This window comes from Streptomyces sp. NPDC002730 (genome assembly GCF_042888805.1).
Lineage (GTDB): Bacteria > Actinomycetota > Actinomycetes > Streptomycetales > Streptomycetaceae > Streptomyces.
Genome location: NZ_JBIAQG010000002.1, coordinates 499,106 through 519,453, shown reverse-complemented (window position 1 = coordinate 519,453; position 20,348 = coordinate 499,106). Strand labels below are relative to the sequence as shown.

General features: G+C 69.7%; 20 protein-coding genes. 17 read left to right on the top strand and 3 right to left on the bottom strand.

Annotated elements, in window-relative coordinates:
• The first annotated feature begins 77 nt into the window (after positions 1-77).
• The 5 genes from ACFYXH_RS07260 to ACFYXH_RS07240 all read left to right on the top strand — a co-directional run bounded on the left by ACFYXH_RS07260 (position 78) and on the right by ACFYXH_RS07240 (position 4,546).
• Positions 78-1,187: a carbohydrate kinase family protein gene (locus ACFYXH_RS07260; RefSeq protein WP_389561134.1), complete on the top strand. Its 1,110-nt coding sequence runs from the start codon at positions 78-80 to the stop codon at positions 1,185-1,187.
• Positions 1,188-1,362: 175 nt separating this feature from the next.
• Positions 1,363-2,391, top strand: coding sequence for a PhoH family protein (locus ACFYXH_RS07255; RefSeq protein WP_327323531.1), 1,029 nt, complete (start codon positions 1,363-1,365; stop codon positions 2,389-2,391).
• Between the two features lie 12 nt (positions 2,392-2,403).
• A complete protein-coding gene (ybeY, locus tag ACFYXH_RS07250) occupies positions 2,404-2,901 on the top strand; it encodes an rRNA maturation RNase YbeY (protein WP_327323530.1) in 498 nt (165 codons plus the stop codon).
• Positions 2,898-4,196 carry a hemolysin family protein gene (locus ACFYXH_RS07245; RefSeq protein WP_389561133.1) on the top strand — a complete coding sequence of 433 codons (1,299 nt, stop codon included), beginning with the start codon at positions 2,898-2,900 and terminating at the stop codon, positions 4,194-4,196. Before ybeY ends, ACFYXH_RS07245 begins: the two co-directional genes overlap by 4 nt.
• Positions 4,193-4,546, top strand: coding sequence for an MmcQ/YjbR family DNA-binding protein (locus tag ACFYXH_RS07240; RefSeq protein ID WP_362680871.1), 354 nt, complete (start codon positions 4,193-4,195; stop codon positions 4,544-4,546). Before ACFYXH_RS07245 ends, ACFYXH_RS07240 begins: the two co-directional genes overlap by 4 nt.
• A gap of 70 nt (positions 4,547-4,616) precedes the next feature.
• On the opposite strand, the gene ACFYXH_RS07235 is transcribed toward ACFYXH_RS07240, so the two are convergent.
• The gene (locus ACFYXH_RS07235) at positions 4,617-6,017 is read right to left on the bottom strand and encodes an MFS transporter (protein WP_389561132.1); all 1,401 of its coding nucleotides are present in this window, start codon (positions 6,015-6,017) and stop codon (positions 4,617-4,619) included.
• A 126-nt stretch (positions 6,018-6,143) separates the two neighbouring features.
• Here ACFYXH_RS07235 and ACFYXH_RS07230 point away from each other — a divergent pair, with 126 nt between their 5' ends.
• The 9 genes from ACFYXH_RS07230 (at position 6,144) to ACFYXH_RS07190 (ending at position 13,553) form a co-directional block, all read left to right on the top strand.
• Positions 6,144-7,004 carry a helix-turn-helix transcriptional regulator gene (locus tag ACFYXH_RS07230; RefSeq protein WP_389561298.1) on the top strand — a complete coding sequence of 287 codons (861 nt, stop codon included), beginning with the start codon at positions 6,144-6,146 and terminating at the stop codon, positions 7,002-7,004.
• A gap of 92 nt (positions 7,005-7,096) precedes the next feature.
• Positions 7,097-7,831, top strand: a complete 735-nt coding sequence (locus ACFYXH_RS07225; RefSeq protein ID WP_389561131.1) for a hypothetical protein — start codon at positions 7,097-7,099, stop codon at positions 7,829-7,831.
• A 61-nt stretch (positions 7,832-7,892) separates the two neighbouring features.
• On the top strand, positions 7,893-8,246 hold the full coding sequence (locus ACFYXH_RS07220) for a cytidine deaminase (protein ID WP_362680862.1): 354 nt from the start codon (positions 7,893-7,895) through the stop codon (positions 8,244-8,246).
• The gene (locus ACFYXH_RS07215) at positions 8,246-8,653 is read left to right on the top strand and encodes a hypothetical protein (protein ID WP_389561130.1); all 408 of its coding nucleotides are present in this window, start codon (positions 8,246-8,248) and stop codon (positions 8,651-8,653) included. The genes ACFYXH_RS07220 and ACFYXH_RS07215 overlap by 1 nt, the downstream gene beginning before the upstream one ends.
• A 261-nt stretch (positions 8,654-8,914) precedes the next feature.
• Complete coding sequence (locus tag ACFYXH_RS07210; RefSeq protein ID WP_389561129.1) at positions 8,915-10,270, top strand: beta-xylosidase; 1,356 nt, start codon at positions 8,915-8,917, stop codon at positions 10,268-10,270.
• A gap of 402 nt (positions 10,271-10,672) precedes the next feature.
• The gene (locus tag ACFYXH_RS07205; protein WP_389561128.1) at positions 10,673-11,632 is read left to right on the top strand and encodes a WxL protein peptidoglycan domain-containing protein; all 960 of its coding nucleotides are present in this window, start codon (positions 10,673-10,675) and stop codon (positions 11,630-11,632) included.
• Between the two features lie 20 nt (positions 11,633-11,652).
• Positions 11,653-12,594, top strand: a complete 942-nt coding sequence (gene era, locus ACFYXH_RS07200) for a GTPase Era (RefSeq protein ID WP_362680851.1) — start codon at positions 11,653-11,655, stop codon at positions 12,592-12,594.
• A gap of 36 nt (positions 12,595-12,630) precedes the next feature.
• Entirely contained in the window at positions 12,631-12,795 is a 165-nt protein-coding gene (locus tag ACFYXH_RS07195) for a hypothetical protein (protein ID WP_389561127.1), read from the top strand.
• Between the two features lie 74 nt (positions 12,796-12,869).
• On the top strand, positions 12,870-13,553 hold the full coding sequence (locus tag ACFYXH_RS07190; protein ID WP_389561126.1) for a TetR/AcrR family transcriptional regulator: 684 nt from the start codon (positions 12,870-12,872) through the stop codon (positions 13,551-13,553).
• On the opposite strand, the gene ACFYXH_RS07185 is transcribed toward ACFYXH_RS07190, so the two are convergent.
• Positions 13,537-13,803 carry a protealysin inhibitor emfourin gene (locus ACFYXH_RS07185; RefSeq protein ID WP_389561125.1) on the bottom strand — a complete coding sequence of 89 codons (267 nt, stop codon included), beginning with the start codon at positions 13,801-13,803 and terminating at the stop codon, positions 13,537-13,539. The two genes, ACFYXH_RS07190 and ACFYXH_RS07185, sit on opposite strands and share 17 nt — an antisense overlap.
• A gap of 56 nt (positions 13,804-13,859) precedes the next feature.
• Positions 13,860-14,927, bottom strand: coding sequence for a M4 family metallopeptidase (locus ACFYXH_RS07180; RefSeq protein ID WP_389561124.1), 1,068 nt, complete (start codon positions 14,925-14,927; stop codon positions 13,860-13,862).
• A 326-nt stretch (positions 14,928-15,253) separates the two neighbouring features.
• On the opposite strand from ACFYXH_RS07180, the gene leuA reads away from it, so the two are divergent.
• The 3 genes from leuA to ACFYXH_RS07165 all read left to right on the top strand — a co-directional run bounded on the left by leuA (position 15,254) and on the right by ACFYXH_RS07165 (position 20,225).
• Positions 15,254-17,014, top strand: coding sequence for a 2-isopropylmalate synthase (gene leuA / locus ACFYXH_RS07175; RefSeq protein WP_389561123.1), 1,761 nt, complete (start codon positions 15,254-15,256; stop codon positions 17,012-17,014).
• Positions 17,015-17,255: 241 nt separating this feature from the next.
• Complete coding sequence (locus tag ACFYXH_RS07170; protein WP_389561122.1) at positions 17,256-17,915, top strand: TerB family tellurite resistance protein; 660 nt, start codon at positions 17,256-17,258, stop codon at positions 17,913-17,915.
• 222 nt (positions 17,916-18,137) lie between these two features.
• The gene (locus ACFYXH_RS07165) at positions 18,138-20,225 is read left to right on the top strand and encodes an MMPL family transporter (protein ID WP_389561121.1); all 2,088 of its coding nucleotides are present in this window, start codon (positions 18,138-18,140) and stop codon (positions 20,223-20,225) included.
• Positions 20,226-20,348: the final 123 nt, after the last annotated feature.

Below are 20,348 nucleotides of genomic sequence, written 5' to 3'. Positions count from 1 at the left end.
CCCGGCCCGCACCCGCGACCCCCCGCCCCCCATCAGGCAGACTGGCCTGATCTGCACCACGTACCGGGAGCGGCACGGTGACCATTGGACACGGAGAGTATCCGCAACACGCTGCCACCTGCCTGGACCCGCTCGCCGCGCTCCGGACACCAGCCGATCCGGACTGCGACGTCTATCTCACCGGCAGTGTCTTCCTCGACATCATCTTCACCGGCCTCGACTCCGCGCCCGTCCGCGGTACCGAGTCCTGGGCCCGTGGCATGGGCTCCAGCCCCGGTGGTGTCGCCAATATGGCCACCGCCCTGGCCCGGCTCGGGCTGCGTACCTCCCTCGCCGCCGCGTTCGGGGACGACCACTACGGCGAGTACTGCTGGGACGCCCTCGCACAGGGCGAGGGCATCGACCTCACGCTTTCCCGCACCGTGCCCGGCTGGCACTCGCCCGTCACCGTCTCCATGGCGTACGAGGGCGAGCGCACGATGGTCTCCCACGGGCACGAGGCCCCGCCGCCCGAGCCCGCGCCCGACTGCCCGCCGCCCGCCAGGGCCGCCATCGCCTCTCTCACGCCCGGTCGCGACGAGTGGATCGCCCAGGCCGCCCGCAAGGGCACCCGCGTCTTCGCCGACGTGGGCTGGGACGAGAGCGGCCGCTGGGACCCGGACGACCTCGCCGACCTGGAACACTGCGAGGCCTTCCTGCCCAATGCCGAAGAGGCGATGCGCTACACCCGCACCGACTGCCCCCGCGCCGCCGCCCACGCCCTGGCCGAGCGGGTTCCGCTCGCCGTCGTCACTCTCGGCGCGGAGGGCGCGTACGCCGTGGACGGCGGGACCGGCGAGAGCGCCCAGGTCCCCGCCATCGAGGTGGAGGCGCTCGACCCGACCGGGGCCGGTGACGTGTTCGTGGCCGGTTTCGTCACCGGTACGCTCGCGGGCTGGCCGCTCGCCGACCGCCTTGCCTTCGCCGGGCTGACCGCCGCCCTGTCGGTGCAGGAGTTCGGCGGCTCGCTCTCCGCGCCGGGCTGGTCCGAGATCGCCGCGTGGTGGCAGTACGTCCAGGGCTGTGACGACCAGGACCCGACGGCCCTGCGCCGGTACGCGTTCCTGGAGACGCTGCTGCCCGCGCCCACCCGGCCGTGGCCGCTGCGCCGTGCCGTACCGACGATCGGCTTCGGCCGCTCCGCCTGAAACCCCTCCGCCCGCGGCCCTTCCGCCCTCGCCCCCGACTGAAGCCGCCCCTCCGTAACGCCCCCGGAAAAGCCCTCGGCCTTGTCAGTGTCAAGTCGTACGCTTGGTGTCCCAGAGGTTGTCGAGCAGCGAGAACCCTGCAACGGGAGGTATGTGCAGGCCACAGAGCCGGCCCATGACTCAGACACCTACAGCCCAGACCCCTGCGCCGGGGCAGGCGCGAGCCCACTTCACCGTCCCCGCCAAGCATCCGATGGTGACGGTCCTGGGTTCGGGTGACGCCCTGCTGCGCGTGATCGAGAAGGCCTTCCCGGCGGCCGACATCCATGTCCGGGGCAATCAGGTGAGCGCGATCGGCGACGCGGCGGAAGTCGCTCTGATCCAGCGCCTGTTCGACGAGATGATGCTGGTGCTCCGCACCGGGCAGCCGATGACGGAGGACGCAGTGGAACGCTCGATCGCCATGCTCAGAGCAGGCGAAAGCGGCAACGGCGCGGTCGAGACCCCGGCCGAGGTGCTCACCCAGAACATCCTCTCCAGCCGCGGCCGGACCATCCGCCCCAAGACCCTCAACCAGAAGCGGTACGTCGACGCGATCGACAAGCACACGATCGTGTTCGGCATCGGCCCCGCCGGTACCGGCAAGACGTATCTCGCCATGGCCAAGGCGGTCCAGGCCCTGCAGTCCAAGCAGGTCAACCGCATCATCCTGACCCGTCCCGCGGTGGAGGCCGGCGAGCGCCTCGGCTTCCTGCCCGGCACGCTCTACGAGAAGATCGACCCGTATCTGCGGCCGCTGTACGACGCGCTGCACGACATGCTCGACCCGGACTCGATCCCGCGGCTGATGGCGGCGGGCACGATCGAGGTCGCGCCGCTGGCGTATATGCGCGGCCGGACGCTCAACGACGCGTTCATCATCCTCGACGAGGCGCAGAACACCAGCGCCGAGCAGATGAAGATGTTCCTGACCCGGCTCGGCTTCGACTCGAAGATCGTCATCACCGGTGACGTCACCCAGGTCGACCTGCCGAACGGCACGAAGAGCGGACTGCGCCAGGTCCAGCACATCCTGGAGGGTGTCGAGGACGTGCACTTCTCCCGGCTCACGAGCCAGGATGTCGTACGGCACAAGCTCGTCGGCCGTATCGTCGACGCGTACGAGAAGTACGACGGCCAAAACGGGCACCCGAACGGGAAGTAGTAACAGCGCACCATGTCGATCGACGTCAACAACGAATCCGGAACCGAGGTCGACGAGCAGGCGATCCTCGATGTCGCCCGCTACGCGCTCGCGCGGATGCGAATCCACCCGCTCTCCGAACTCTCGGTGATCGTCGTGGACGCCGACGCCATGGAGCAGTTGCACATCCAGTGGATGGACCTGCCCGGTCCGACCGATGTCATGTCCTTCCCGATGGACGAGCTGCGTCCGCCGGTCAAGGACGACGAGGAGCCCCCACAGGGGCTCCTCGGTGACATCGTGCTCTGTCCCGAAGTCGCCAAGAAACAGGGCGAAGAGGCCCCGACACAGCACTCCATGGACGAGGAGCTCCAGCTCCTGACCGTCCATGGAGTGCTGCATCTGCTGGGCTACGACCACGAGGAGCCGGACGAGAAGGCCGAGATGTTCGGTCTGCAGGCCGCGATCATCGACGGCTGGCGGGCGGAGAAGGGCCACACCGGTCCGTCCCCGGCGCCGACCGTCTCATGACCGGTCAACTGATCTTCGGCGCGATTCTGCTGGTCGTCGTCGCCTGGCTGGCGGCGTGCGCGGAGGCGGGCCTGGCCCGCGTCTCCAGTTTCCGTGCGGCCGAGGCCGTACGTTCCGGACGGCGCGGCGCCGAGAAACTGGCGCAGGTCAGCGCCGACCCGACCCGATATCTCAATGTCGCCCTGCTGGTGCGGGTGTCCTGCGAGATGGCGGCCGGGGTGCTCGTCACCTATGTCTGCCTGGAGGAGTTCAAGGAGACCTGGACGGCGCTGGTCGTCGCCATCGGAGTGATGGTGCTCGTCTCGTATGTCGCGGTGGGCGTCTCGCCACGCACCATCGGCCGCCAGCACCCGCTGAACACCGCCACCGCGGCCGCGTACGTCCTGCTTCCGCTCGCCCGCATCATGGGCCCGATCCCGCAACTGCTGATCCTGCTCGGCAACGCGTTCACGCCCGGAAAGGGCTTCCGCAAGGGCCCGTTCGCGAGCGAGGCGGAGCTTCGGGCGATGGTTGACCTCGCCGAGCAGGAGTCGCTGATCGAGGACGACGAGCGCCGTATGGTGCACTCCGTCTTCGAGCTCGGCGACACCCTCGTACGCGAAGTGATGGTCCCCAGAACCGACCTGGTCTGCATCGAGCGGTACAAAACGATCCGGCAGGCGCTGACCCTGGCGCTGCGCTCCGGCTTCTCGCGCGTCCCCGTCACCGGGGAGAACGAGGACGACATCGTGGGCATCGTGTATCTGAAGGACCTGGTCCGCAAGACGCACATCAACCGCGACTCGGAGGCCGATCTGGTCTCCACGGCGATGCGGCCCGCCGTGTTCGTGCCCGACACCAAGAACGCCGGAGACCTGCTGCGCGAGATGCAGCAGAAGCGCAACCACGTTGCTGTCGTCATCGACGAGTACGGCGGCACGGCCGGCATCGTCACGATCGAGGACATCCTCGAGGAGATCGTCGGCGAGATCACCGACGAGTACGACCGTGAGCTGCCGCAGGTCGAGGAGTTGGGCCAGGGCCGCTTCCGGGTCACCGCCCGCCTCGACATCGACGATCTCGGCGAGCTGTACGGGCTCGACGAGTTCGACGACGAGGATGTGGAGACCGTCGGCGGACTGCTGGCGAAGGCGCTGGGACGGGTGCCGATCGCGGGCGCGTCCGCGGTGGTCGACCTGCCGGACGGGCGTGCGCTGCGGCTGACCGCGGAGTCCCCGGCCGGCCGCCGGAACAGAATCGTCACCGTGCTGGCGGAGCCGGTGCCCGGGAAGACCGAGGGGGATGCGGCGGCATGAAGGCGCAGGAGTTGAGGGCGTTCTGCCTCGAATTCAACGCTGCGGTGGAGGAGTTCCCGTTCGGGCCCGAGACCTCGGTGTTCAAGGTTCTCGGCAAACTCTTCGCGCTCAGCGCGCTGGACGCCCGGCCGCTGAGGGTGAACCTCAAGTGCGAGCCGGAGATCGCGGTCCAGCTGCGTACCGACCATGCGGCGATCGTCCCCGGCTATCACATGAACAAGCGCCACTGGAACACGGTGACGGTCGGCGAGCTCCCGGACCGGATGGTCCGGGAGCTGATCGAGGACTCGTACGACCTCGTGGTGGCGGGCCTCCCCAAGGCGGACCGCCTCCGCCTGGACCGCGCCTGAGCTGCTGCTCCGCCCCACACGGCGGAGCCGCACATTGTCACAGCCGGGAAGGGGCGGGTAGGGGAACAGCTCAGGCCCGAGCCTTCCGCAGGCCCAGCCCCACCAGGACCGCCGCCCCCACGACAACCGCCGCGTCCACCGCCAGCACCGTACGGACCCCGTCGAACAGCGAGCCCTGCGTCGTCGCCAGCACACCCAGCAGCGGGATGCCGATGGTGATCCCCACCTGCTGCGTCGTGGTGACCAGGCCCGTCGCCAGGCCCTGCTCCTCGTCCGGCACCCCGGACGTCACCGTCAGTCCGTACGAGATGATCGCGCCCAGATGGCAGACGCTGGCCAGCGAGACGGCGACGGTCGCCAGCAGAGCGCCCGATCCGGTGCCGATGCCGAGCAGCGCGGCGACGAACACGCCCTGGCCGAGCAGCGACACGACCAGCGTGCGACGGGCACCGATGCGGCCGATGAGCTTGGGGGCGTACGCACCGGCGAAGGCCGACAGCACGCCCTGGACGCCGAAGACCAGACCGGTCCGGAAGGCGGAGAGCTCCAGCACCTCCTGGAGGTAGAGGGTGAGGACGAAGACGACCGTGCTCATCATCGAGAAGGTGACCAGACCGCCCAGATTCCCCCAGGCCACCGTCCGACGCCTCAGCATCGGCAGCGAGACCAGCGGGGCGGGGGACCGGGACTCGACGACCACGAAGGCGACCAGCAGAGCGACTCCGGCGATCAGCGTCACCAGGACGTCGACCCCGCCGAAGCCTCGCTCGGCCGCCGTGGACAGGGCGTAGATCACGGCGAGCAGCCCGCTGGTGACGGTGACCGCGCCGGGCACGTCAAGACGCGGCCGCTCCGGGTGCCGGGACTCGGCCAGCAGACCGGGCGCCAGTACGAGGACGAGCAGCGCGGCGACGGCCAGCAGGCCCATCGTGGAGCGCCAGCCCAGAGTGTCCGTCAGTACGCCGCCCAGCACCATGCCGATGGTGAAGCCCAGGGACAGCAGTGTGCCGCTGATGCCCAGCGCCCGGTCGCGCTGCGGGCCTTCCGGGAAGGTGGTGGTGAGCAGCGACATTCCGGTCGGCACGATGGCGGCCGCGCCCAGACCCTGAAGGGCCCGGCCGGCCAGGAAGGACGCCGGGTCCCAGGCGAAGGTCGCGAGCAGTGAGGCGGCGCCGAAAACGGCGAGACCGCTGAGGAACAACTTGCGTCGCCCGTACAGATCGGCGGTTCGGCCGAAGAGCAGCAGGAAGCCGCCGGAGGGCAGCGCGAAGGCGGTGACCGCCCACTGCAGCGCGGACTGGCTCATGCCCAGGTCCTTGCCGAGGACGGGCAGCGCCACATTCAGTACGGAGAAGTCGAGCGCGACCATGAACTGGGCGGCGCACAGGACGAGCAGGATCAGCTTCGCGCGGCCGGAGAGCTTCGGCGGCGCGGTTGCCGCGAGGGTGGGGGCGGAGGTGTCGATTGCCATGAGCAACACCCTCGGGCTCCAGGAATATCCGTGGGGAGCGGGAACTTATCCTGTTGGTCGCACCACCAGGCAGCCAGGCGGACGGACCAGGGGGAGTACGTGGCCACGACGGCCGAGCAGGATGGGATGAAGGCGCACCGCCTCGGCGAGCTGCGCGAGTTCCTGATGAGCAGGCGCGCCAGGGTCAGTCCGGCCGAGGCGGGCCTGCCGGACGGCGGGGCCCGCCGTCGTACGCCCGGACTTCGCCGTGAGGAGGTCGCGGTCCTCGCGGGCGTCGGTGTCTCCTGGTACCAGTGGCTGGAGCAGGGGCGGGACATCACCGTCTCGCCGCAGGTCCTCGACTCGGTGGGCCGGGTGCTGCGGCTGAGCAGCGTCGAGCGCCGCCATCTGTACGTACTTGCCGGGCTCAACCCGCCCGCGCCCGAGGTGGATCCGGGCGACGCCGACATGTGCGCCGGGCTGCGGCGGCTGATCGACGCGTGGATGCCCTTCCCCGCGCACATCATGGACGCGTACTGGAACACGGTCCTCTACAACGATGCGGCAGGGATGGTCCTCGGCATGCGCCCCGGGCTCGTTCAGAACTGTTTGATCGCCTTCTTCACCGACCCCATCTACCGCTCGCGTGCCAAGAGTTGGGAGCAGAACGCGCCCAATGTCGTCGCGCAGTTCCGGGCTGCCTGCTCCGAGCGCCCCGACGACGAGGGCTTCCAGTCGGTGGTCGAGGAGGCGAAGGCGGCCAGCGAGGATTTCACCGAGCTGTGGGAGCGGCGAGACATCGCGCCCGGCGGGCAGGTCCGCAAGGAGATCGAACACCCCCTGGTCGGGGCGCTGTTCGTGGAGTCGACCCAGCTGCGGGTGCCGGCCCGGCCGGATCTGGCGATCGTGATGCATACGCCGCTGCCGGAAGCGGATACGGCCGCGAAGCTGGAGTGGCTGGCGAGCCCGGAGGGCCGGCGCGGCTCGATGTATCCAGTGGCGGGCTGACCTCGGCGTATGTGTATCCTCTGCCCGTTACCGGGGAGGGGGGAAGCTCCCCATGAGCACTTTTGAGCCAGATTCAGGGGAGTACCACTTTTATGCGTACACGTATGCGCCGCGGCGTTGCCGCCGCTCTCACCGTCTCCGCGCTGTGCTTCACCGCGGCGGCCTGCGGCGGTTCGTCCGACGAGAAGAAGCCGGCCGCCGGCCAGGAGCAGTCCAAGGACAAGGCGAAGGGCGAGGACAAGGAGGCGTCGGCGCTCACGCCGCTGACCGCCGCGCAGATGAAGGCCGCGACCCTTGAGGTCAAGGACCTTCCCGCCGGCTGGAAGGCCGGCAAGGTCGCCGCCGACAACACCCCGGCCCCGAAGGCCGACAAGCCCGAGTGTCAGCCGCTCGCCGACATGATGGGCGCCAAGGTCAAGGGCGCCACCAAGGGCGGAGACGTCGACTTCAAGCAGGCGGACGGCAAGACCGAGCTGAGCCAGCAGGTCCTCACGTTCGCCGGCGCGGGCGCCGCCGACTTCACCAAGGCCATCGGCACGGCGCTGGGCAGCTGTTCCACCGTCTCCTTCGAGATGGAGGGCGAGAAGACCGCCGTCAAGATCGAGAAGCTCGACGTTCCGAAGGTCGGCGAGGCATCGCACGCCTTCCAGATGTCCATTGAGTTCGCGCCCGGCATCGTGATCAAGGCCGATCTGCTGGTCGCGCACCAGGGCACCGGTGCCACCCGCGTCGCGTACATGAACGAGGGCGGCGCCACGGCGCAGAAGGACTTCGCGGATCTGGTCAAGCGGGTCGGCGACAAGTTCGTCAAGGGCGTCCAGGGCTGAGCCCCTGCCACTCCGACCGGCCGCCCGGCTCCGTGCCGGGCGGCCGATCTATGCTCGCGATATGACGCAGAGCACCGACCTCGACCCCGAGGACCGCAAGATCATCACGCTGGCGCGCAGCGCCCGGGCCCGCAACGGTGTGCCCGAGGGTGCTGCCGTACGGGACGAGACCGGGCGTACCTATGTCGCGGGGACCGTGGCGCTGGAGTCGCTGAAGCTCAGCGCGCTGCAGACCGCCGTCGCCATGGCCGTCGCCAGCGGCGCGAAGTCCCTCGAGGCCGCGGCCGTCGTCTCCGAGGCGGACGCCGCCTCCGACGCGGACCGCGCCGCGGTACGTGACCTGGGCGGGCCGGAGACCCCGGTGCTGCTCGCCGGCCCCGACGGAGCGCTCAAGTCCGCGGTGGCGGCGGGCTGATGCGCCGAGGTGTTCCGAGGGGAGCACGGCGTCGGCGCGTATTCGGCTGGGTCGCCCTGGCGGGTGCCGGCACCGTCGGGGCCGGCAACCTCGTCGAGGCAGCCATGACGGGCGGTGTGGACGCGATCGACGTCTGGCCCTTCGTGGTGGTCGGCTTCGCCGCGGGCGAGTTGCTGAAGGGCTACGGACGCGAGCGCGCGGCGCGGATCGCTCAGGCGGTCGCGAGCGTGCTGCTGGCGGCGGTCTCGCTGTGGCTGGGCGGAGCCGCGGCAGAGGATCTGGCGCTCGGCCGTGGGGCCGACTGGCTGGATCTGGCGACCGGGGTGCTCGGCCTGCTGTACGTGGCTGTCGGAGCCGCGATTCTCGCCGACCGGTTCCGCAGGAGCCGGGTGACCAGGGCGGTCTGAAGCCGTCGGGCAGCTCACGGGCCGAATTCCCCCGGAGCGCGAAGAACCCTTCCCGGATGCGAATACCTGACGGGTATGACAGCACCGGTGTGACAGAAATCGGCGTCACCTTCTCCGGTGGCGCCGATTCCCCTTCCGGCCTGCGCAAACGCGGATCTTGACAGTATCTGATGGGTCATCAGACAGCGCATTTCGATTCCATTGACTTCTTTCGGCCGTCCCCTGTCAATGGCCCCCAGCATTCCTCAGAAGGGGGCAATCATGGCTACAGCCACCCGAAGATCCGCCATCCGAAGATCCGTTGGCCGCAGGCGACGGTGGACCGCCGCACTGGGGTCCCTCGCCCTGGTCGCGGGCGCGGCATCGCTCGCCGCGCCCGCGAACGCGATGGCTGCCGCTTCCGCACCGGTGGACTTCGCGACCCACTGCGTACCGCCGCCCATCGCGGGCATTCCGCCCATCGACGGCACCACGACCGCCGAGATCACCGTCGACAACGCCGCACCCAAGGTGGGCGACACAGTCACGGTCACGTACACGGTCACCAAGCCGGCCGCCAGCAACCCGGTCGACCTCGCCCTGCCGGCCGACATCATGACGCCCAGCGGCAAGGTCGCCCTCGGCGGCGCCCAGGCCGGCAGCGTCACGGTCACCGGACCCAAGAAGAACCCGCCCGTCCCCGGCAAGGGAGCGTTCCCGCCGTTCTCGATGACCGGCACCTTCAAGGTCACCGCGCCCGGCTCGATCACCCTCTCGCCCGGCGACTACAACATCCACACCAGCTACATCATGGAGCTGGACACCCCGTGTACGGTCACCAATCCGCCCGCGCCCGTCTCCCAGACGGTCGTCGCGACGGACGTTCCCGGGGCCAACGAGCGCACCATCCAGCTCGCCACGGCCTCCGGCAAACCCGGTGACCAGGTCACCGTCACCGGCGCCAAGTTCACTCCGCTCGCCGACATCACCGTCGTCGGACGGGCCGGAGCGGCCGAGACAGCCGACAGAATGACCCTCAAGGCCGACGCCACAGGCGGCTTCACCGCGCGGCTCAAGGCCAACGACAAGGCGACCACCGGCATCGTCGCGTACGAAGGCAGTGCCTGGTCGGCGGAGAAGGGCGCGGGCCCGGCGGCGTACACCGTCGTCGACGACACGCCTCTGCCCGGCAACAGCCAGAAGCTCAACGCCTCGGTCGCCGCAGGCACTTTGTCCATGTCCCAGGCCGGTGACACCGTCGAGATGTCGGCGGTCGACTTCGGCAAGGGCGGGGCAGCCACCGGCGATCTGAAGAAGGTGACGGTCAAGGACTTCCGCGGCGGCCCCGCGGGGTGGTCCCTGACCGGCAAGGTCACCGACTTCACCGGGCCCGGCGGGAAGATCGACGCCGGCAGACTCGGCTGGACGCCGGCCTGCACCACCAAGCAGGGCAGTCCCAGCACCTGTGCGGCCGGCTCCGCGGGACCGGTCGGCAGCGCGGGCGCGACCCTCGCCTCCACGCCCAACGGGGCGCTCACCGGAGGCGAGTTCACCGTGGACGCGAAGGTCTCACTGGACGTACCGGCGTACACCGCCCCCGGCGCGTACTCCGCAGTGCTGACCCTCACGCTCACCTGAGCGGCCCCGGCGAGTGAGCCAAAGGGGCGTGTACTCCGCAGTGCTGACCCTCACGCTCACCTCAGTGGTCCCGGCGAGTGAGCCAAGGGGGCGTGTACTCCGCAGTGCTGACCCTCACGCTCACCTCAGTGGTCCCGGCGAGTGAGCCAAAGGGGCGCGCGGGCGTCGAAAGGGAGAACGCGCGGAGGTCCCGAGGAACGAGGGATCGAGCACGATCGACCGTCGACGCACGCTGAAGGCGCCCCGGAGGCGAACCGAGCCTCAAAAAGGAACGGTCGACGCACGCTGAAGGCGCCCCGGAGGCGAACCGAGCCACAGAAAAGAAACGGACGGGCCGGGCGCGCACCCGGTCGGCCCGCTCGAACTTCCCCGGCACCGCTACGTCCCTGGGGGGCTCCGCACATGCGCAAGCTGTACGTCATCCTGCTGCCCGTCCTGGTCGCGCTGCTGTACGGCGGGTACGGCATCCCGGCCGCCCACGCCGCCGACAACGGCAACTGGTCCGTCTACCCCACCTCCTCCGAACTGGGCCGGCGCCCGTACTTCTATCTCTCGGCCGACCCCGGCACGACCCTCACCGACGAGGTCACGGTCACCAACAAGACCGCCGCCCCACTGACGTTCCGGCTGTACGCCGCCGACGCGTACAACACCGAACGGGACGGCGGCTTCGCCGTACGCACCCAGAAGGAGAAGCAGCGCGGCATCGGCGCCTGGGCCAAGCCCGAGCGCGACCGCGTCACCGTCCCGGCGAACAGTTCGGTCACCGTGCCGTACACCGTGAACCTCCCTGAGGACGCCGAACCCGGTGACCACCCCGGCGCCCTGATCGCCCTCGACGAGCGCATCAACCCCTCGACGGGCTCGCTCGCCGTCGGCATCCAGCAGGCGGTCGGCGCGCGCATCTATCTGCGCGTGAACGGCCCCACCGTCCCCGCGCTCTCCGTCGAGAACGTCACGCTCACCCACGAGCAGCCCCTGGTGCCCGGCACCGGCGAGAGCAGTGCGCTCATCTCGTACACCCTCTACAACCGCGGCAATGTCACGCTCAACCCCAAGGTCGCCCTCAAGGCGGAGGGCCTCTTCGGCCGCGATCTCCTCAACCGCGATCTGAAGAAGATCCCCGCCGAGCTGCTGCCCCGCCAGAAGATCCGCCTCACCGAACGCTGGGCGGGAGCACCCCAGCTCGAATGGGGCGAGGTCAGACTCACAGCCACCGCACGGGACGTTCGCGAGTCGGCCGGAACCTCCTTCTTTGCCCTGCCCTGGCTGGTCGCGGTGGTGCTGGCGGCGGGCCTGTCGGCGGCCGGGGTGTGGGCCAGAGTACGGCGGGTGAGGGCGCGCGTACCCGAGGGCTCGTGACATCAGGGACAATGGGCGCCATGAGCGCTCGTACCCAAGAGAACAACGCCCCCCACCGGGCCGGCTTCGCCTGCTTCGTCGGCCGCCCCAACGCGGGCAAGTCCACCCTTACGAACGCTCTGGTCGGCCAGAAGGTGGCGATCACCTCCAACCGGCCGCAGACGACCAGGCACACCGTCCGCGGCATCGTGCACCGCCCCGAGGCCCAGCTGATCCTGGTCGACACCCCGGGCCTGCACAAGCCGCGCACGCTGCTCGGCGAGCGTCTCAACGACGTCGTACGTACCACCTGGGCCGAGGTCGACGTGATCGGCTTCTGCCTGCCCGCCGACCAGAAGCTCGGCCCCGGCGACCGCTTCATCGCCAAGGAGCTCGCGGGCATCAAGAAGACCCCGAAGGTCGCGATCGTCACCAAGACCGACCTTGTCGACTCCAAGACCCTGGCCGAGCAGCTGATCGCGATCGACCAGCTCGGCAAGGAGCTGGGCATGGAGTGGGCGGAGATCGTCCCGGTCTCGGCGGTCGGCGGCAAGCAGGTCCAGCTGGTGGCCGACCTGCTGATCCCGCTGCTCCCGGAGGGCCCGATGCTCTACCCGGAGGGCGACCTCACGGACGAGCCCGAGCAGGTCATGGTCGCGGAACTGATCCGCGAGGCCGCGCTGGAGGGCGTACGGGACGAGCTGCCGCACTCGATCGCGGTGGTGGTGGAGGAGATGCTGCCGCGCGAGGACCGCCCGGCGGACAAGCCGCTGCTGGACATCCACGCGAACCTCTACATCGAGCGCCCGAGCCAGAAGGGCATCATCATCGGCCCGAAGGGCAAGCGCCTGAAGGAGGTCGGCACGAAGTCGCGCAAGCACATCGAGGCGCTCCTGGGTACGCCTGTCTTCCTTGATCTGCATGTGAAGGTGGCGAAGGACTGGCAGCGGGATCCGAAGCAGCTGCGGAAACTGGGTTTCTGACCGTCGGGTCGCTGTCCCGGGGCCGCGGAGGGGCGGGTGCCTGAAGTCGGCCGGGTGGAGTTGCGCGGGCAGATCGTGGCGCTGCTGGGCACGCCTGCCCCGCGGCGGCAGCCGCATATCGGATACAGCCTTGATCTGCATGTGAAGGTGGCGAAGGACTGGCAGCGGGATCCGAAGCAGCTGCGGAAACTGGGTTTCTGACCGTCGGGTCGCCGTCCCGGGGCGCCGGCCAGGCATGACATCCGTTATGTCCATAACGACGTTACGCTGCTGCTGTGTCGCCCCAGGATTCCGTTCGCCGCCGGCTTCTCGACGAGGCCGCCCGCGTCCTCGCCGACGAGGGACCCGCCGCCCTCAGTGCCCGTCGCCTGGTGAAGGCGGTCGGCGCTTCGACCATGGCGGTCTACACCCACTTCGGCTCGATGCCGGCACTCGTCCGCGAGGTGATGCGCGAGGGGTTCGAGCGCTTCATGGCGCGTACCGACACCGTGCGGCCCACCGACGACCCGGTCGCCGATCTGTATGCCATCTGCCGCGTCTACCAGGAGTTCGCCCGCGCCGAACCGAATGTGTACGCCGTCATGTTCGGGGGATCCCAGCTGGCCGGCTTCGAACTTGCCGACGAGGACCGGGAGATGGGCACCTTCATGCTCCGCGTCCCGCACGGTGTCATCCGCCGCTGCACCGCCGCGGGCCGCTTCCGGGACGGCGACGCCTCACTGCGCGCCTGGCAGCTGTGGTGCCAGATGCACGGCCTCGCCCAGCTGGAGCGGGCGGGCTACTTCACTGGCCCGCGCACCCCGGACGAGACCCTGCTGGCTCTCGTCCGGGACTTCGCGATCGGCCAGGGCGACAGTGTGGAAGCTGCCTCGGCATCCGCGCCCGCCTCCACGTCTCCCGCCGCACCCGCCGTCACGTCCGCCGCACCCGCCTCCGCCCCGGTCACGAACCTTCCTTGAGGACCAGCGAGATCAGCTGCCGCTGTGCGTCGGTCAGCCGGGGATCCGTGCAGTAGACGCTGCGTCCGTCCACCGTGATCCGGTAGCTGAACCCGTCCGGCACTCCGTCCGGCGGCGTGCCCCGGCCGCCGGCCATTGCCTGCTCGGCCAGGGCATGCCAGGTGCCCGCATCGGTTCGCCCCGAGGTGTCCACCTCCGCGAACCGCTCGATACCGGCGAAGCCACCTGTGCGCCTTACCTGGATACGCATGGGTCCTGTCTAGTACGCGAACGGCTCAGTTGGTACCCACCTAGTACGCGAACGGCTCAGTTGGTACCCACCCCGACCTGGGACCACGCCTTCAGCAGCGCCTCCTGCTCCTCACCCTCGCCGAAGCGCGAGCGGGCCGCGGCCACCGTGAGGCGGGCGAACTCGGTGAACTGCGCGGTCGTGGAGAGTTCGCCGCCGGTCAGGACGTCGTACCAGATCTGGCCCGCCCGCTCCCACGCATTGCCGCCCAGCGCGGTGGCGACCAGGTAGAAGGCGTGGTTCGGGATCCCCGAGTTGATGTGCACGCCGCCGTTGTCGCGACCGGTTTTGACGTAGTCCTCCATCGTCGCCGGCTGCGGGTCCTTGCCGAGGACGTCGTCGTCGTACGCCGTGCCCGGCTCCTTCATCGAGCGCAGCGCGACGCCCGTGACATTGGGGCCCAGCAGGCCCGCGCCGATCAGCCAGTCGGCCTGATCGGCGCTCTGGCCGAGGGAGTACTGCTTGATCAGCGAGCCGAAGACGTCCGACATGGACTCGTTCAGCGCGCCGGACTGGCTGAAGTACTCCAGATTCGCCGTGTACTGCGTGACACCGTGGGTGAGCTCGTGTCCGATCACGTCCACGGGCAGCGTGAAGTCCAGGAACAGATCGTTGTCCCCGTCGCCGAAGACCATCCGCTCGCCGTCCCAGAAGGCGTTGTCGTAGTTCTCGCCGTAGTGGACGGTCGCGTTCAGCGGCAGGCCGGAGCCGTCGATGGAGTGGCGGCCGTACGCCTTGAGATACAGGTCGAACGTGGCGCCGAGGCCCGCGTGGGCGCGGTTCACCGTGGCGTCCCTGGCGGGCTTGTCGTTCTCGGAGTGCACCTTCTTGCCCGGCACGATCTCCTCGTGCTTGGCGTCGTAGATCGTGCGATGGGGCTTCTCCGACACGGCTCCGGCCGTGCTCGGAGCGAGACCGCGGACCGTGGTGATCCGGCGGCGGGTGCGCTGGAGGGCGTCGTGCTCAAGGGTGCGGGCGGCGGGCTCGGCGATCGTGGGGTCCTCGGCGCGGGCCATTTTGTCGAGGACATGGGGCGGCACGATGGTGCAGAAGACCGGGTTGACCCGGCGGGCGTTGGCGTCCATGCGGGGGACTGTGGCACTGAGTCATCGCGCTGTCACTAGTTGCCACTATGATTAGTGAAATGGAGTGATACGGGGTCTGAGAGCTGCCTCAGTGTGATACGGCACTGTTTGGCCGTAACCGGAATAGTGTCCCGCATACTGATACGGCACCTCCGTCCTCCGCGATGCTCGGTTAGGCTGCTTCCCATCATGCGTTTCGGGCTGCTTCTTCTTAGCTGCCGCGGCGAGGGCCTGTAGTCGTAGGCCGACCCCCTCCCCGCGGGATCTGGTGCTGCTTCGACTCAGTCGGCCGTCCTACTTGCTGGACCCCCGAGGAGCCCTACGCAATGTCTGACACTTCCGTCGGTCGCCCCACGCCCGTCACCACCGCGACCCACACGCAGAAGCCGTCCGGGATGCCGATCCACAAGTACGGCAAGTACGAGGCCGTGGACATCCCCGACCGCACCTGGCCGAACAACCGGATCACCGCCGCGCCCCGCTGGCTGTCCACCGATCTGCGCGACGGCAACCAGGCCCTGATCGACCCGATGTCGCCCGCCCGCAAGCGCGAGATGTTCGACCTGCTGGTACGCATGGGCTACAAGGAGATCGAGGTCGGCTTCCCGTCCTCCGGCGAGACCGACTTCAACTTCGTACGCTCCATCATCGAAGAGGGTGCGATCCCCGAGGACGTGACGATCTCCGTCCTGACCCAGGCGCGCGAGGACCTGATCGAGCGCACCGTCGAGTCCATCGTCGGCGCCCACCGCGCGACGGTGCACCTGTACAACGCGACGGCGCCCACCTTCCGCCGGGTCGTCTTCCGCGGCTCGAAGGACGACATCAAGCAGATCGCCGTGGACGGTACGCGGCTGGTGATGGAGTACGCCGAGAAGATCCTGGGCCCGGAGACGACCTTCGGCTACCAGTACAGCCCGGAGATCTTCACCGACACCGAGCTGGACTTCGCGCTGGAGGTCTGCGAGGCCGTCTGTGACGTCTGGCAGCCCGAGGCCGGCCGCGAGATCATCCTCAATCTGCCTGCCACGGTGGAGCGCTCGACCCCGTCCACGCACGCCGACCGCTTCGAGTGGATGTCGCGCAATCTGTCCCGCCGCGAGTACGTGTGTCTGTCCGTGCACCCGCACAACGACCGCGGCACCGCCGTCGCCGCCGCCGAGCTGGCGATCATGGCTGGTGCGGACCGTATCGAGGGCTGCCTGTTCGGCCAGGGCGAGCGCACCGGCAATGTCGACCTGGTGACGCTGGGCATGAACCTGTTCAGCCAGGGCGTCGACCCGCAGATCGACTTCTCGCAGATCGACGAGATCCGTCGGACGAGCGAGTACTGCAACCAGATGGAGATCCACCCGCGCCACCCCTACGCGGGCGATCTGGTCTACACCGCCTTCTCCGGCTCCCACCAGGACGCCATCAAGAAGGGCTTCGACGCCATGGAGGCCGACGCGGCCGCCCAGGGCAAGACCGTCGACGAGATCGAGTGGGCCGTCCCGTACCTGCCGATCGACCCGAAGGACGTCGGCCGCTCCTATGAGGCGGTCATCCGGGTCAACTCGCAGTCCGGCAAGGGCGGTATCGCATACGTCCTGAAGAACGACCACAAGCTGGACCTGCCGCGCCGGATGCAGATCGAGTTCTCGAAGATCATCCAGACGAAGACGGACTCCGAGGGCGGCGAGGTCACGCCGAAGGCGATCTGGTCGGTCTTCCAGGACGAGTACCTGCCCAACCCGGACAATGCGTGGGGACGTATCCAGCTGCGTTCCGGCCAGACCACCACCGACAAGGACGGCATCGACACGCTGACCGTCGAGGCGGTCGTGGACGGCGCCGAGACGGTGCTGACCGGCTCCGGCAACGGTCCGATCTCGGCGTTCTTCGAGGCGCTGAACGCGGTGGGCGTCGACGCGCGGCTGCTGGACTACCAGGAGCACACGATGAGCGAGGGCGCGTCCGCACAGGCCGCCTCCTACATCGAGTGCGCGATCGACGGCAAGGTGCTGTGGGGCATCGGCATCGACGCCAACACCACCCGTGCTTCGCTGAAGGCGGTCGTCTCGGCCGTCAACCGCGCGGCCCGCTAGTCCGCTTCACCGGGCATCTTCACCGCGCCCCCGGCCGCTCCCTCGGGAGCGGCCGGGGGCGCGGTCACGCCGTCTTCGGGGCGGGGCCGCAGGGCGAGGAATCGGCCATGTCCTGGCGTACTGCCTCCGGGGTGCTGACGTGGCATCACAGATGTGGCTAACATCACGTCAACGCGGCAATGTTGCCGGAGCATTACGGAGGTGCGACGTGCAGCCAGCCCGAGGACCAATCGGCCGAAAAATGTTGGTCTGCGGCGTTCATACCTCTTGGAACACTGTCGGCGACGGAGAGTTCTTCTGCTCCGACTGCGGAGGTGACCGCAACTACCGCCGCCGCACCGGCCGCCGGCGCTTCACCTTCCTCGGTGTGCCGCTGCTGCCGCGCGGCGCGGCCGGTCCGGTCGTCGAATGCGCGGCCTGTCACAGCCACTTCGGCATGGACGCCCTCGACCACCCCACCACCAGCCGTTTCTCCGCGATGCTGCGGGATGCCGTGCACACCGTCGCGCTCGCCGTCCTCGCCTCCGGCGGCACCTCCTCCCGTCCGGTCCGGGAGACCGCGGTCGCCACGGTCCGCGCGGCCGGCCTCGACGACTGCACGGAAGACCAGCTGACGGCGCTGATCGAGGCGCTCGCCGCGGACACCGGCCGTTTCGTCACCGACAGCGGGCCGTACGGAGCCGCGCTCGCCATCGAGCTGCATGAGGCGCTGGAGCCGCTCGCGCCACATCTGGCCCCGGCGGGCCGGGAGTCGATCCTGCTGCAGGGCGCGAGAATCGCCCTCGCGGACGGTCCGTACAGCCCGGCGGAGCGCGAGGTGCTGACGACGGTCGGCGCGGCGCTGCAACTGCGCGCGGACGACACGGCGCGGCTGCTGGCGGCGGCGCGGACGCCTTTCTAGTCCGCCTGATTCGTGGGCCCGGCCCCTTCGTCCGGCTGATACTCCCGGCCCCTCCTCCGGCCCGTACTCCTGGCCCGTACTCCCGCGGGAGTAGAACCGGGCCGAGGCCACCCTGCGCAGTAGCCCCCATCTCGCCCGCCCGCGCGAGGATTCGCGCACTTCCCGGCGAGAGTCTGGTCACGGAGTCCGACACCGGACGCCAGTGACGAAGGGGAGACATCCATGGGGCCCGTGAACAGACGCCGTCGTGCCGTGCCGTGGGCGGTGCTGGCGTTCTGGATCGCCGTCATCGCGCTCGCCGGCCCGTTCGCGGGCAAGCTCGGCGACGTACAGCGCGACAACGTCGTGGACTATCTGCCGGCTGACGCGGACTCCACCCAGGTCGCGAAGATCCAGCAGACGCTGCCCGGCGGCGAATCCACCGAGCTCGTCCTCGTGTACCACCGGGACGGCGGGCTGACGGCCGCCGACCGTGCCACGGCGGACCGGCAGGTCGCCGAGATCACCTCCACCCATCAACTCACCGGCGGGCAGCGGCCCGTCGGCGTCCCGTCCAAGGACGGCACCACGCTGATGTTCCCGGTGTCGACCACCGGGCCCGGTGACGACGAGGAGGCGCGTACCGCCTTCGTCGAAGACGTACGGGAGGCCGTGAGCGGCGCCGACGGGCTGAGCGTCGACGTCGGCGGGCCCAGTGCCCTGCAGACCGACATGACCAAGGTCTTCGACTCCATCGACGGCACGCTGATGATCGCGACCGTGCTCGTCGTCGCGGTCCTGCTGATCCTCACCTACCGCAGCCCGTTCCTGTGGCTGGTTCCGCTGCTCGTCGTCGGCGTCGCCGCGCTCACCACCAGGGCCGTGATCTACGGCCTCGTCCAGGGCTTCGACCTGACGGTCACCAGCCAGAGCGCCGGGATCATGACCGTCCTCGTCTTCGGCGCGGGCACCGACTACGCGCTGCTGCTCGTCGCCCGGTACCGCGAGGAGCTGCGCCGCGCCCCGCAGCCGTACGACGCGATACGCGCCGCTCTGCGCGGCTGCGGGCCCGCCGTCCTCGCCTCGTCCGGGACTGTCGCCGCCGGGCTGCTGTGCCTGCTGGCCGCCGACCTCAACAGCGCGCGCGGGCTCGGTCCGGTCGGCGCGGTGGGCGTGGTGTGTGCGCTGGCGGCGATGCTGACACTGCTTCCGGCGGTACTTGTGCTGCTCGGCCGCCAGGTGTTCTGGCCGCTGGTGCCGGCGTACGGGAGCGAGCCGAAGCAGCGCCGCTCGCTCTTCGCCGCGATGGGCAGCTCCGCGGGGCGCAGGCCGGTCGCCGTGCTTGCCTCGGGGGCGGTGCTGCTCGGGGCGCTGGCACTCGGCGCGTTCGGTCTGCCGGGCACGCTCAAGCAGGAGGACAGTTTCACCGACCGACCCGAATCGGTGTCCGCGATGCGGACGCTGGCGGACGCGTATCCGGACCGCAGCAGCCAGCCGATCAGCGTGATCGCACCCACGTCCGGCGCGGACGAGGCGCTGGCGAAGGCCCGCACGACGGAGGGCGTGGCCGCCGTGACACGGGGGCGCGGCGCGGACGGCTGGACCGAGCTCGCCGTCTTCGCGACGGACGCGCCGGAGACGGCCGGCGAGACCGCGACGATCAAGGCGCTGCGCGCGGGCCTGGACGGTTCGTACGTCGGCGGTCCGAGCGCACAGCAACTCGACCTGGACGACACCAACGCGCGGGACCGGCTGATCGTCATCCCTCTGGTCCTCGCCGCGGTCCTGCTGATCCTCATCGCTCTGCTGCGCAGCATCGTCGCGCCGCTGATCCTCGTCGTCGCGGTGGTCGCGGTGTGGGGCGCGGCGACGGGCCTGGGCGGGCTGGTCTTCGGACCGGTCTTCGGCTTCTCGGGCGTCGACCCCGGGCTGCCACTGCTGTCGTTCGTGTTCCTGGTGGCGCTCGGTGTCGACTACGGCATCTTCCTGATGCACCGGATGCGTGAGGAGTCCCTCTCCGGCGCGGAACCGGCGGCCGCGGCACTGACGGCGCTGCGCACGACGGGCGGCGTCATCGCCTCGGCGGGCATCGTGCTGGCGGCGACGTTCTCGGTGCTGATGAACCTGCCGCTGGTGACGATGGTCGAGATGGGCTTCGTGGTCGCGGTCGGCGTCCTGCTGGACACGTTCCTGGTCCGCACGTACTTGGTGACGTCGGCGAGCCTGCTACTGGGGCGGGGGGTCTGGTGGCCGGGCCGGCTGTCGCGCCGACGCCTCGCCCTTGCGACGCCGGACGCCTCGCGCCCCCGGGAACCGGCGGCCCGGGCCTGAGCGGTGAGTGCGGCCGCAGCGCGGGTCGCCTGCGGTGGGGGCTCCGCCCCGGACCCGTACGCAACCTTCGGCCGCGCGTCCTCAATCGCCGGACGGGCTTGAATGTTCTGCCCGTCCGGCGGA

Coding starts and splice junctions, on each gene's coding strand:
- ACFYXH_RS07215 (WP_389561130.1), top strand. CDS start 8,246: ATGCGCCGAGGTGTTCCGAGGGGAGCACGGCGTCGGCGCGTATTCGGC.
- ACFYXH_RS07185 (WP_389561125.1), bottom strand. CDS start 13,803: ATGCGTATCCAGGTAAGGCGCACAGGTGGCTTCGCCGGTATCGAGCGG.
- ybeY (WP_327323530.1), top strand. CDS start 2,404: ATGTCGATCGACGTCAACAACGAATCCGGAACCGAGGTCGACGAGCAG.
- ACFYXH_RS07205 (WP_389561128.1), top strand. CDS start 10,673: ATGCGCAAGCTGTACGTCATCCTGCTGCCCGTCCTGGTCGCGCTGCTG.
- leuA (WP_389561123.1), top strand. CDS start 15,254: ATGTCTGACACTTCCGTCGGTCGCCCCACGCCCGTCACCACCGCGACC.
- ACFYXH_RS07165 (WP_389561121.1), top strand. CDS start 18,138: ATGGGGCCCGTGAACAGACGCCGTCGTGCCGTGCCGTGGGCGGTGCTG.
- ACFYXH_RS07220 (WP_362680862.1), top strand. CDS start 7,893: ATGACGCAGAGCACCGACCTCGACCCCGAGGACCGCAAGATCATCACG.
- ACFYXH_RS07255 (WP_327323531.1), top strand. CDS start 1,363: ATGACTCAGACACCTACAGCCCAGACCCCTGCGCCGGGGCAGGCGCGA.
- ACFYXH_RS07235 (WP_389561132.1), bottom strand. CDS start 6,017: ATGGCAATCGACACCTCCGCCCCCACCCTCGCGGCAACCGCGCCGCCG.
- ACFYXH_RS07245 (WP_389561133.1), top strand. CDS start 2,898: ATGACCGGTCAACTGATCTTCGGCGCGATTCTGCTGGTCGTCGTCGCC.
- ACFYXH_RS07170 (WP_389561122.1), top strand. CDS start 17,256: ATGTTGGTCTGCGGCGTTCATACCTCTTGGAACACTGTCGGCGACGGA.
- ACFYXH_RS07225 (WP_389561131.1), top strand. CDS start 7,097: ATGCGTACACGTATGCGCCGCGGCGTTGCCGCCGCTCTCACCGTCTCC.
- ACFYXH_RS07210 (WP_389561129.1), top strand. CDS start 8,915: ATGGCTACAGCCACCCGAAGATCCGCCATCCGAAGATCCGTTGGCCGC.
- ACFYXH_RS07230 (WP_389561298.1), top strand. CDS start 6,144: ATGAAGGCGCACCGCCTCGGCGAGCTGCGCGAGTTCCTGATGAGCAGG.
- ACFYXH_RS07180 (WP_389561124.1), bottom strand. CDS start 14,927: ATGGACGCCAACGCCCGCCGGGTCAACCCGGTCTTCTGCACCATCGTG.
- era (WP_362680851.1), top strand. CDS start 11,653: ATGAGCGCTCGTACCCAAGAGAACAACGCCCCCCACCGGGCCGGCTTC.
- ACFYXH_RS07240 (WP_362680871.1), top strand. CDS start 4,193: ATGAAGGCGCAGGAGTTGAGGGCGTTCTGCCTCGAATTCAACGCTGCG.